An 11,771-nucleotide genomic window follows, 5' to 3' on the forward strand; every position below is an offset into this window, starting at 1 on the left:
GTATTAACTTATTAGCGGCTGCAAAATTAGTAATTTCTTGTCATTTCGGCAATTTCATCCGCAATTTTCTTTGCAAACTCTGCCACGCTGAGCACTCCTTGGTCTCCTTCGCCTTGTTTTCTGACGGAAACGGTGGCGCTGTTGGCTTCGTTTTCGCCGACAATCAAGAGGTAAGGAATGTGTTTCATTTCGTTGTCACGAATCTTTCTGCCGACTTTTTCTGAGCGATCATCGACGAAGGCACGCACATTGGCGTCTTCAAGTTGTTTCTTGACGTTGAAGGCATAGTCGTTGAATTTGTCGGAGACAGGAAGAATGGCAACTTGGTCGGGAGTGAGCCAGAGGGGGAAGTGTCCGGCGGTGTGTTCGATGAGCACGGCGACGAAGCGTTCCATGGAACCGAAGGGTGCACGGTGAATCATGACCGGGCGATGCTTCTGGTTGTCAGAGCCGGTGTATTCCAGTTGGAAACGTTCAGGAAGGTTATAGTCCACCTGAATGGTTCCGAGTTGCCAGCGGCGTCCTAGCGCGTCTTTCACCATAAAGTCAAGTTTCGGACCATAGAAGGCGGCTTCACCATATTCAATGTGTGCGGGAAGTCCCTTTTCTTCGCAGGCTTCGATAATGGCTCTTTCTGCTTTTTCCCAATTTTCTTCCGACCCGATATATTTTTCACGGTTCACCTTGTCGCGAAGCGAGATTTGCGCTTCAAATTTGTCAAACTTGAGTGCGCGGAAGATAATCATGATGATGTCCATGACGCGGAGGAACTCACCTTTCACCTGGTCGGGAGCACAGAAGATGTGGGCATCGTCCTGCGTGAAGCCTCTGACGCGGGTCAGACCGTGGAGCTCGCCGCTCTGTTCGTAGCGATAGACCGTTCCGAACTCTGCGATGCGCAACGGGAGGTCTTTGTAGGAGCGCGGTTTCCAAGCAAAGATGGCGCAGTGGTGAGGACAGTTCATGGGTTTCAGCATATACTCTTCACCTTCCTCGGGCGTGTGAATCGGCTGGAAAGAGTCCTTGCCATATTTTGCATAGTGTCCGGAGGTGACATAGAGGTTCTTGGAACCGATGTGAGGAGTCATCACCTGCTGATAGCCGTAGCGTTTCTGGATGTTTTTCAGGAAATCTTCCAGACGGAGACGCAGGGCAGTTCCCTTGGGAAGCCACATGGGAAGTCCTTTACCAACCAAATCGGAGAACATGAAGAGTTCCATTTCTTTTCCGATTTTGCGGTGGTCACGGCGCTTGGCTTCTTCCAAGAGTTGGAGATATTCATCAAGGAGTTTCTTTTTGGGGAAAGAAATGCCATAGACGCGAGTCATTTGCGGACGTTTCTCGTCGCCACGCCAGTAGGCAGAACTGATGGACATCACCTTCACGGCTTTGATGGGGGAAGTGTTCATCAAGTGCGGTCCGCGACAGAGGTCTGTGTAGGCTCCTTGCGTGTAGGTGGTGATGTGTCCGTCTTCGAGTTCGGCGATGAGTTCGTTTTTATAGGTTTGTCCGTGTTCTCCGAAGAAAGTCAGCGCGTCTTTTTTGGAAATGTCCTGACGCACGAGGCTCTCTCCGCGAGCCACGAGTTCCTGCATTTTCTTTTCAATTTTGGGGAAGTCGCTGTCGCTGAGACTGACACCTTCGGGCGGCATGACGTCATAGTAGAAGCCATTCTCAATGGCAGGTCCGATTCCGAACTGTGTGCCGGGCCAGAGTTCCTGCAGTGCTTCCGCCATGAGGTGGGCGGAGGTGTGCCAGAAGGCGTGTTTTCCTTCTTCGTCTTCCCACTTGAAAAGTTTCAGTTCAGCGTCTTCAGTGATGGGACGGTTGAGTTCGACCGTTTCGCCATTGACGCTGCAAGCCAGCACCTCTTTTGCCAAACGGTTGGAGATGCTTTCTGCGATTTGAAGTCCCGTTACTCCGCTCTCATATTCACGAACGGAACCGTCGGGAAAGGTAATCTTAATCATATATAATAATGTGTCTTAGTTGTTCGTTGGATGAAATTTCGGGCAAATGTAGGCAAAACTCGCGGAAAGAAGAAAGGCGCAAGGTGGTTTTCTTTCTTTCCTTGTTCGGAGCGCGCGTTTTTTGAAGGCTATTCTATGAATTACGGAATAAGCATCGCACAAAATGGTTCATTCCACTTCGAGCACGAGTCCCTTCAAATATTCCCCTTCGGGATGATAGATGTTCACGGGGTGGTCTGCAGGCTGATGGAGTTGATGAAGAATGCGCACATGACGCCCGCTCATTGCGGCAGCCGTGAAGACCGCGAGGCGGAATTGATTTTTGTCCACCGCCTGCGAGCAGCTGAAGGTGAAGAGGATGCCCCCTTTTTTTATTTTCTTGAAAGCGATGGCATTCAGACGGGTGTAGCCTTTGATGGCATTTCGCACCGCATCTTTGTGTTTGGCGAACGCCGGTGGGTCAAGGATGACGAGGTCGTAGGAGTGCTCAGATTTTTCCAAGAACTTGAAGGCGTCTTCGGTGAAACCTTGATGACGCGTATCGTTGGGGAAGTTGAGGTTCACGTTTCGCTCCGTGAGTTCAATGGCTTTGGCGGAAGCATCGACGCTGTGAACGAGTGCTGCTCCGCCTCTGAGTGCATAGACGCTGAAGCCGCCGGTATAGCAGAACATGTTGAGGACATGACGTCCTTGGGCATAGTGTTCCAGAAGTTTACGGTTTTCACGCTGGTCCACGAAGAAACCTGTCTTTTGTCCCGTCAGCCAATCAATTTGGAAGCGGAGTCCTTGTTCTGTGGCAACCTCCTCGTGGTCTTCGCCGATGAGGAAGCCATTCTCCTGCCCCACTTCTGCTTTGAAGGGGAGAGTGGTTTCGGATTTGTAATATACGTTCCGGATTCTTCCTTCGCTGACTTTGACGAGTGCCTCGGCAATCTTCTGTCTTTCGACGTGCATTCCGATGGAGTGAGCTTGAAGCACGGCGGTGTGGCGATAGACATCCACCACGAGTCCCGGCAATCTGTCGCCTTCTCCGTGAACGAGTCGAAAGATGTCGTTGCCTTCTTCCATCAGTCCGAGGGCGCGACGAAGTTGAAATGCCTCGCTCAAACGTTTTTCCCAAAAGGCGGAATCTATTTTCTCGTCTTCAAAGGTCAGCATCCTGACAGCAATGGAACCGATTTGACAGTGACCGTAGCCGAGCAGTTCCCCTTTTGACGAAACGACTCGAACCACGTCGCCCTCCTCGGGCGTTCCGTCGGCGCGTGCCACCGCTCCGGAAAACACCCAGGGATGGAAACGTTTCAGACTTTCTTCCTTGTGAGGCTTAAGTTGGAATGTGAACATGGAAAAAGGATTTTTAGGAATCAAAGAGAACTAAAGAACCTAAAGTCAAGAGACCTTATATATAATAATGTATATGCCTACTATTGGAGCGGCTCACGCCATCGCTTCTTTTTCGTTGGCATCGCAATCAGGAAGAGGCGCATCTTCTTTGAGGGGTTCCGGGATGAGGGCATACTGTCCGGAGGCTTTCAACCTCTTGAGTTCTGCAAACAGGTCAAGACAAACCGAGGCATCGGTGGCGGCATAGACCTTCTGAGGCTCACTCAGCACGTCCGCCTCCCAGTTTGACAACCTCATCTTTTTGGAGATGCGTTTGTGGAACACGTTGGCATAGAGTTTCAGCAGACTTTTGTCTTTCACGCCCAGTTCGGCGGCAAAGTTTTGCAGGTCAAGGAAACCGGCTGGCTTGAATGACGGCTCTTTGCGTTGCAACATGAGAGCATCATCTTTCAGCGAGAGACCGACCTTACAGATTTTCTTGTCGCCCAACAAACTTTGCAGACACGGAAGGAATCCAATCTCATTCAGACGAAAAAGGAAACAGACGTCCCTCATGCAGACCTGCAACAGAGCGACCTGATTGGTGTGTCCTTTTCGAAAGGAAGGCTTGGTTTCGGTGTCGATGCCCAAAATGCGCTGTGTTTTCAGCGCCTTCACCGCTTTTTCCGCTTCCACTTTGCTTTGCACGACCACGATGCGCCCTTCAAAGTGGTGAAGCGGCAGGGTGGCTACAAAATCCTTGGGGGTGACAGTGAAGAGGGTGCGACTCTCTTGCTTCAGCAGCGGTTCGGAAGAGTTTTGTTGTTCGCAGTTCATGGTTCTTCTTCAAATGATGTGTCTGCGCTCTTCACGTCGTGAATGGCTCGCAGTGCGCCGAGCAGTTTTCTCCCCCAGCCTGTGGGAAAGTCTTCCAGGGTTTCTCTCAGTGCGACCTCCATGGATTCTTCATAGCCCTGCCGATAGGTCTCAACAAGTTCTCTCAGAGTCTGATAGGTATCGGCGAGATTCTCGCTGATGGTGCAGTGCACGGGGGTGTCAGAGTATTTGAAATCATCGACAAATACGTCCAAAAAATCGTCCCATTCGCCGAGTACGCCAGCAACGCGATTCAGCACGTCGTTGTAGTCGCCCTCCGTCACAAACGGTGAGTTCCAGCCGCCCGTCTCGGAAACTTCCGGCATTTCAACAGCCTTCGCATAGAGCCACGGGAGCAGGCTGCACATCGTGCGGCAGAACTCCTCGCGTCCTCTTGCGTTTGGGGAAAGTTGCTCCAAGAACCGGCAGTAGGCGGTGGAGACTTTCACAAAATCCAAAGCGGCTTGGGAGTATAAGATTGAATCACTCTTTTCCATACATCGTGCAAAATTACGAAAAAGATGCGCTTCTGTCGGATTTTGTTCGTACTTTTGTCTGAGCAACGCAGACAGAACGGCCTTTTCAGCCCGGTTTCGTGTTCTGCACGCTTCCTTTTTCATTGTTGTTCATCATCCAAACCGCGGTCTTCGCCGCCCAATTGTTCAGAGCCTTTGATCACCGGTCCCTATCCTTCCCGTCTTCTTGAAAAAGCCGTGCAAGAACTGACCCGCCTTCCGGGCGTGGGTCGAAAAACGGCTTTGCGCTATGCGCTCTATCTGCTTCGTCAGTCGCCGGAGGTAGTTCATTCCTTTGCTCAGAGTCTCACGGATTTGCGAGACCACGTTTCGCACTGCAAGATTTGTCACAATCTTTCCGACCATGACATCTGCGACATCTGCGCCGCCAACAATCGCGACCGAACGCAGGTCTGTGTCGTTGAAAACGTTCACAGCGTCATGTGCATCGAACAAACGGGACAATACAACGGGCTCTACCACGTCTTGGGCGGCATCATCTCACCCATGGACGGCATCGGACCCTCCGACATCGAACTCGCCTCGCTCATCAGTCGGGCGGAGGAAGGAGAAATCAAAGAGGTCATCCTCGCACTCAGTCCGACCATGGAGGGAGACACAACGAACTTCTACATTTCACGCCGCCTGGCACACCTTGACCTCAAAATCTCCGTCATTGCCCGCGGCGTCAGCGTCGGCGATGGGTTGGAATACACTGACGAAGTCACCCTCGGACGCTCCATCCTCGGACGCACACCGCTGCAGTCTTGACATCGCCCAATGATTCACTTTTTGCATCCCACTAATCATTCATGAAACTTCCCGCAACTCTTCTTTTCTCCCGCATCCTCTACGGTTTGATTTGGCTTTTGACTGCCATCGGTTTTCTGCTCTTGGAGACCGAAATCATTCCGATGGTGTCCGTGCAACCCTCTCCGGAACTTCGCTATGCCCTGCTCATGCTCTCCATCTGCCTGACGCTCTCAACGGCATGGCTTTCGGTGGGCATGTCAAAATTTGGCGGAAGTTCTCATCCTCACCCGAAGGGTCTTGCACTTCGTTTGAGTCATCCCGCGCTGCGTGTGAGCGTGTCCGGCGTGGCAGTCTTGACAAATCTTTTTGTCTATTATGTCCTCCACCCCGACACATCCCCGATGTTCTGCCTACTGATTTCACTGACCGCCTTTGTCTTTTGCTGGCCTGCCGTCGATTCTAAAACCGGTGAGAACGAAGCCGACGGCGAAGGCGAACAATGACGGATTCTGACTCTACAGGGGTGTTCTATAAATCACGGAATAAGGAGCATTCAAAAGAAAGTACCTACCGTCTTGTTCGCTTTTTGCTTTTTAGTGCGCCCTCTTGTAAGTTCCGATAGTCACATCGTCCTCCACGCTCCTTCCGCCACTGACGAGAGTGCATCTCCGGGAAATCCAACTCAACCTAATTTATAGAGCACCCCCTCTAATTATAGAGCCCCCTTACAAGAAAAGCCCGTTCTCATGCTGCTTTCCATCATCATTGTCAACTATAACGTGCGCTACTTCGTTGAGCAGTGCATCCTCTCCGTGGCACGCTCAAAGGGAATTCCTCTTGAGGAAGTGGAAGTCTTCGTGGTGGACAACCACTCCTCCGACCACTCCGTCTCCCATCTGCGCCACTGTTTCCCCGCCTCTTTCCCACTCCGTGTGGAAGTCATTGCCAACCGTCAGAATCTGGGTTTCGGACGCGCCAACAACCAAGCTCTGCATCAGGTCACCGGAAAATACGTCCTCTTCTTGAATCCCGACACCATTCTGACCGAGGACACCTTGCACGAAGTGCTTCAAGCGGCGGAATCTCATCCCGAGGCAGGCGTCTTCGGCGTCAAAATGCTCCAGTCCGACGGGTCGTTTGCCAAAGAGTCGCGACGCGGACTCCCCACGCCCTGGACGGCTTTTTGCAGAATGACAGGACTCGGGAACCTCTTTCCGAAGACCCGATTGTTCGGGAACTACTACATGCAATTCCTTGACCTCACCCAGTTCACGCCCATCGACATCGTTTCGGGGGCATTCATGCTCGGCGAGCGAGAAAAACTGCTGAAAATGGAAGGCTTTGATGAAGACTATTTCATGTATGGAGAAGACATTGACCTCTCCTATCGTCTCCTGCAGGCGGGCTTCCACAACTTCTACGTTCCAACCCCCATTCTGCACTACAAAGGAGAGAGCACGAGAAAATACACTTATCGCTACGTGCATGTCTTCTATCAGGCGATGTTCATCTTCTTCAAAAAACACTTTCACCGTTCTGCAATCTGGCTCTCCGTTCCGATTCGTTTGGCAATCCTGCTGAAAGCGTTTCTCAGCCTCATTCCTCTGCCCTTCCGCGCCATTCGAAACTATCTGAACCCCGCTTCGGCACACCCCTCCCCTCACATCCTCTATCTTGGACGCTCCGGCACAGCAGTCCGAGAACTTGCGGCGCGCCACGGCATTCACATTGACATCTTGGACGCAGACGCCACCTCGCTCCCCGAAGGACATCTGACGAAGGGAATAGACCTCAAGCCCTACCTCATCATTGCCTACGACACTGCGGACTTCCCCTTCCGCTTCATCCTGAATCGCTTTGAGACGGCTCCAACCGGCAAGCGCCACATCGGACTCTTCCACCCCGACGCTCAACTGCTCGTCACCGGGAAGCGCATCTTCACCTGACAGCTCATTTCCCCCTTTTCTGTTCTATATATAATAATGTGTCTATGCACCTCCGTCCACTGGAACCCGAAGACCTTGATTTGCTCTATGAAATAGAGAATTCTCCCGAAACGTGGGACGTCACACTCTCCGACGCGCCCTACTCGCGCTTCAAACTTCGGCAATACATCTCCGCCGGAGCCGACATCCACGCTTGCGGTGAACTACGCCTGGTCATCGCTCTCAGAGAGAAGGGCAGCGAAAAAGAAACCGCCATCGGACTCGCCGACCTCACGGCTTTCTGCTCGCTCTCGGCAAAAGCAGAGGTGGGAATCATTCTCCTGCCCGAGTTTCGCGGACTTCACCACGGCGGTCATGCTCTTTCCCTGCTGGAAAATCTTGCCGTCAGCCGACTCCGCATCCACCAACTCTACGCCCACATCCCCGTTTCAAATGAAGCCTCCAAGACAATCTTTCAAAAAGCAGGCTATCAGCGTGTTGCCACACTCCCCGACTGGCATTTTCGTCGCGGAACCTACGAAGACGTGGAACTATGGAACAAATTTTTTTGAAAAAAAGAGGAAACCCCTTGCCGGAAATGAAAAAAGCAGTATCTTTGCACTCGCAAAAACGAAATAAGCCCTCGTTTTGGTGTGTTAGTTCAGCTGGTTAGAATACATGCCTGTCACGCATGGGGTCACGGGTTCGAGTCCCGTACACACCGCAAAATCTTTCATTGGTACCCTGACCGAGTGGCTAGGTGGCGGTCTGCAAAACCGTATACAGCAGTTCGAATCTGCTGGGTACCTCCACACAGTGATTCACATTCCCGTGAATCACTTTTTTTGTGTCTTCACGAAAAGAACATCACCCTCCCGTGATGTCGCAATTTGAATGCTGTTTGATGGCTGTCCGCTAAGAATTACGCCACGCCCTCTCCCACTGCCGCGGCTCAGTCAAAACGGAAGTAAGGAGTCAGGCGACGGAAATCCGCTTCCGTAAATTCCTTGTAGAGGGAAAGTTCTTTCCACGAACGAATCGGCCCATTCTTGCGAATGTGATTCACGATGACCTTTGTCTGCTCGTAACTCATGTAGGGATGTCTCACCAACGTGCGAAAATCCGCCCGGTTCAGATGAATCTGCTGCGGCACGGCACTTGACTCCACCTTGAACCAACGCCCCATGTTGGCGGGCAGCCCCTCCACCTCCTCAATCTGACTCACGGAAACGAAACCGCCCAACCGCTCGCGATAGCGCACGATTTTTGAGGCGTAGTATGAACCAATGCCGGGAATCATTTTGAGTTGCAAAGTGTCCGCCGCATTCAAATCAAACACCGTTCCCTCTTCCGCCTTCACCGTCTTCTCAAACCTTGGCTTGCGAGAAGAGAACGTGTCAGCAATCTCCTCCCAACGAACAACCGAGCGCGAAGCCGCATCTTCAGGACGGATGCGCACAAACGGACGCAACCGCTGAAAATCCTCTTCGTTGAGACCGTAGAGGCGGCGGAAATCATCAGGCGAACGCCATTTCCCACCCTTCTCGCGATACTTCATCATGTTTCGAATTTGCCACGGCGAGAACCCGACCTTAAGGAGCGTTGCGCTATCGGCATGATTGGGGTCGAACGGAAAAGCCTGACTGAAATCCGAACCACGACGCCGTTCCGCACGTTCCATAGAATCAATTCTCACCTGCTCTGCGAGTGCCGCAAGACTGTCCGCCTGCTCTGCAGACAGCGACAGTACTTCTCCCTTCGGCTCAAAGAGAGGCAGAAGAAAACAAGCGAGACAGACGAGCAAAAGCAAGATGCCGGCGATAAGAAGCGACGTACGGTCTTTGCGAATCATGAGACAATATTTCTAAAAAGAAATTCTATAAACAATGAAAGAAAGAGTGTTCAAAAGAGAGTGATTGCGTTTGTATCCTGATTTATAGCACACACCTAAAAGTTTAGATCTTGAATGGGTAAAAGGGGCACAAACCACACAAGTGTCATTTCTTCGGAGACAAAGTTAGGTCTTTTGCACACGTTTGGCGCAAAAATCGCACGAATTGTTCGTTTTTTAATCTCCCATCATGCTCACAATACCTCAAAATTCGCTTTCTTTTCTCCCCTGTGTTAAAAACATGGGCGCATTTTTTTGTATTTCCCCGTTCAATACTTAATTTTGCTTCGAAAATAAACATGATTGAAGATTCTTAAACCCCAAACTAACAATCAAACATGGAATATTCACACGAAGTTCAGAACATGTGCTGCGTGGCCAAAGGCCCCAACCATGGTCCCGCTCCCATTCCTGAAGAAGGCAAGTGGGTGCAGGCAAAAGAAATCAAGGACATCTCCGGTCTCACCCATGGTGTGGGTTGGTGTGCTCCCCAGCAGGGTGCATGTAAGCTCACCCTCAACGTGAAAGAAGGCATCATCGAAGAATGCCTCGTTGAAACAATCGGTTGCTCCGGCATGACCCACTCCGCAGCCATGGCAAGCGAAATCCTGCCCGGCAAGACCATCCTCGAAGCCCTCAACACCGACCTCGTTTGCGACGCCATCAACACCGCCATGCGCGAACTCTTCTTGCAGATTGTCTATGGCCGCACCCAGAGTGCCTTCTCTGAAGGTGGTCTCGTCATCGGCGCAGGCCTCGAAGACCTCGGCAAAGGACTCATCAGCCAGTGCGGTACACTCTATGGCACCAAAGTCAAGGGCAGCCGCTACCTCCAACTCACCGAAGGCTACATCACCAAGATGTTCCTTGACAAGGACGACCAAGTGTGTGGCTACGAGTTCGTTCACATGGGCAAGTTCATGGACGCCATCAAGAAAGGAATGCCCGCCGACGAAGCTCTCAAGAGCGTGACCGGAACCTACGGTCGCACCAAAGAAGAAGATGGCGCAGTCAAATCAATCGATCCCCGTAAGGACTAAAAACAAGGAGGAATTATTATGCTTAGAGAAGTTAAGTTCGAATCTCAGGACCGTCGCATCAAGCAGATTCTTGCTTGTCTGAACGCCCACGGTATCGCTTCCATCGAAGAAGCCAACGAAATTTGTGAAAAAGCAGGTCTCGACCCTTACAAAACCTGTGAGGAGACTCAGATGATTTGCTTCGAAAACGCTAAATGGGCATACGTTGTAGGTACTGCCATCGCCCTCAAAGAAGGAGCAAAAGACGCTGTCGAGGCTGCCAACTACATTGGCGAAGGTCTCCAGAGCTTCTGCATCCCCGGCTCCGTCGCTGACGACCGCAAAGTCGGCATCGGACACGGCGAACTCGGTGCTCGTCTCCTTTCACCCGACACCAAGTGCTTCGCTTTCTTGGCTGGTCACGAGAGCTTCGCAGCTGCTGAAGGCGCCATCAAAATCGCACAAATGGCAAACAAATCCAGACCCGCAGACAAACCCCTCCGCTGCATCCTCAACGGTCTCGGAAAAGACGCTGCCATGATTATCAGCCGCATCAACGGCTTCACCTACGTGCAAACTCAGTTTGACTACTTCACCGGTGAACTCAAGGAAGTGAAACGCATCGCCTACTCCAACGGTCCCCGCGCTGCCGTGAACTGCTATGGCGCAGACGACGTTCGCGAAGGCGTTGCCATCATGTGGAAAGAAGACGTGGACGTGTCCATCACAGGTAACTCCACCAACCCCACCCGCTTCCAACACCCCACAGCAGGCACCTACAAGAAGGAACGCACCCGCAAGGGTCTCCCCTACTTCAGCGTAGCCTCCGGCGGTGGCACGGGTCGCACACTCCACCCCGACAACATGGCTGCCGGTCCCGCTTCCTACGGTATGACTGACACCCTCGGCCGCATGCACTCTGACGCACAGTTCGCAGGCTCCAGCTCCGTTCCCGCTCACGTGGAAATGATGGGCTTCCTCGGCATCGGCAACAACCCCATGGTGGGTTGCACCGTGGCTTGCGCCGTTCAAGTTGACCTCGCACTCAACAAGAAATAAGCGACTGAAACAAACAATGGGATTTCAAGTCCCCAACTCCCACTGCCCTCGCGGCGGTGGGAGTTTTTCGTTTGTTTTTCGTTTGAACGCCTATTGAAAATGCCGAAGGCGCGGCAAAAGCGGATGTTTAGCCGAATTTTCGTAATTTTGCGGCATCAACAAAGCAGAAAAGAATATGAACCAGCCCGTCTCTCAAGAAAGATACGTCAACTTCTACACAGATTTTGCCTTCAAGAAATTGTTTGGCACGGAAGTCAACAAGGAACTGCTCATCAGTTTCCTCAACTCCCTGTTTGACGGCGAAGAGGTCGTCAAAGACCTCACCTATCTCAACGCGGAGCACACCGGCAAAAACGCTACCGAACGAAAGGCGGTGTTCGACGTCTTTTGTGAAAACGAGAAAGGGGAAAAGTTCCTCATCGAAATGCAGAAGGCAGACC

Annotated in this window: 12 protein-coding genes and 2 tRNA genes; 9 read left to right on the top strand and 5 right to left on the bottom strand. The window is 51.8% G+C overall.

The genetic code is table 11. The features are described 5' to 3' along the window. Window positions 1-26: 26 nt before the first annotated feature. The 4 genes from thrS to I6E40_RS04885 all read right to left on the bottom strand — a co-directional run bounded on the left by thrS (window position 27) and on the right by I6E40_RS04885 (window position 4,666). Window positions 27-1,970 carry a threonine--tRNA ligase gene (gene thrS / locus I6E40_RS04870; protein ID WP_235385781.1) on the bottom strand — a complete coding sequence of 648 codons (1,944 nt, stop codon included), beginning with the start codon at window positions 1,968-1,970 and terminating at the stop codon, window positions 27-29. 168 nt (window positions 1,971-2,138) lie between these two features. Next, window positions 2,139-3,314, bottom strand: a complete 1,176-nt coding sequence (locus tag I6E40_RS04875; protein ID WP_235385782.1) for a class I SAM-dependent rRNA methyltransferase — start codon at window positions 3,312-3,314, stop codon at window positions 2,139-2,141. A gap of 93 nt (window positions 3,315-3,407) precedes the next feature. Continuing rightward, complete coding sequence (locus I6E40_RS04880) at window positions 3,408-4,130, bottom strand: 3'-5' exonuclease (protein ID WP_235385783.1); 723 nt, start codon at window positions 4,128-4,130, stop codon at window positions 3,408-3,410. Then, window positions 4,127-4,666, bottom strand: a complete 540-nt coding sequence (locus I6E40_RS04885; RefSeq protein ID WP_235385784.1) for a DUF5063 domain-containing protein — start codon at window positions 4,664-4,666, stop codon at window positions 4,127-4,129. Before I6E40_RS04885 ends, I6E40_RS04880 begins: the two co-directional genes overlap by 4 nt. Window positions 4,667-4,843: 177 nt before the next feature. Here I6E40_RS04885 and recR point away from each other — a divergent pair, with 177 nt between their 5' ends. The 6 genes from recR (at window position 4,844) to I6E40_RS04915 (ending at window position 8,174) form a co-directional block, all read left to right on the top strand. After that, window positions 4,844-5,455, top strand: a complete 612-nt coding sequence (gene recR / locus I6E40_RS04890) for a recombination mediator RecR (protein ID WP_235385792.1) — start codon at window positions 4,844-4,846, stop codon at window positions 5,453-5,455. A gap of 41 nt (window positions 5,456-5,496) precedes the next feature. Continuing rightward, the gene (locus I6E40_RS04895) at window positions 5,497-5,940 is read left to right on the top strand and encodes a hypothetical protein (RefSeq protein ID WP_235385785.1); all 444 of its coding nucleotides are present in this window, start codon (window positions 5,497-5,499) and stop codon (window positions 5,938-5,940) included. A gap of 243 nt (window positions 5,941-6,183) precedes the next feature. Then, on the top strand, window positions 6,184-7,383 hold the full coding sequence (locus tag I6E40_RS04900) for a glycosyltransferase family 2 protein (protein WP_235385786.1): 1,200 nt from the start codon (window positions 6,184-6,186) through the stop codon (window positions 7,381-7,383). A 44-nt stretch (window positions 7,384-7,427) separates the two neighbouring features. Further along, window positions 7,428-7,934: a GNAT family N-acetyltransferase gene (locus I6E40_RS04905; protein WP_235385787.1), complete on the top strand. Its 507-nt coding sequence runs from the start codon at window positions 7,428-7,430 to the stop codon at window positions 7,932-7,934. A 78-nt stretch (window positions 7,935-8,012) separates the two neighbouring features. Beyond that, window positions 8,013-8,086 (top strand) — tRNA-Asp (locus tag I6E40_RS04910). Window positions 8,087-8,100: 14 nt separating this feature from the next. Beyond that, a tRNA-Cys gene (locus tag I6E40_RS04915) sits at window positions 8,101-8,174 on the top strand. Window positions 8,175-8,314: 140 nt separating this feature from the next. On the opposite strand, the gene I6E40_RS04920 is transcribed toward I6E40_RS04915, so the two are convergent. Beyond that, window positions 8,315-9,214, bottom strand: coding sequence for a helix-hairpin-helix domain-containing protein (locus tag I6E40_RS04920; protein ID WP_235385788.1), 900 nt, complete (start codon window positions 9,212-9,214; stop codon window positions 8,315-8,317). A gap of 377 nt (window positions 9,215-9,591) precedes the next feature. Between I6E40_RS04920 and I6E40_RS04925 the strand changes: the two genes are divergently transcribed. The 3 genes from I6E40_RS04925 to I6E40_RS04935 form a co-directional block, all read left to right on the top strand. Next, the gene (locus tag I6E40_RS04925) at window positions 9,592-10,293 is read left to right on the top strand and encodes an iron-sulfur cluster assembly scaffold protein (protein ID WP_235385789.1); all 702 of its coding nucleotides are present in this window, start codon (window positions 9,592-9,594) and stop codon (window positions 10,291-10,293) included. An 18-nt stretch (window positions 10,294-10,311) separates the two neighbouring features. Next, complete coding sequence (locus I6E40_RS04930; RefSeq protein ID WP_235385790.1) at window positions 10,312-11,331, top strand: GGGtGRT protein; 1,020 nt, start codon at window positions 10,312-10,314, stop codon at window positions 11,329-11,331. A 175-nt stretch (window positions 11,332-11,506) separates the two neighbouring features. Then, window positions 11,507-11,771: Rpn family recombination-promoting nuclease/putative transposase (locus I6E40_RS04935; RefSeq protein ID WP_235385791.1), on the top strand; the 265-nt coding region annotated here is incomplete at its 3' end.

The organism is Prevotellamassilia timonensis (assembly GCF_021531665.1).
Lineage (GTDB): Bacteria > Bacteroidota > Bacteroidia > Bacteroidales > Bacteroidaceae > Alloprevotella.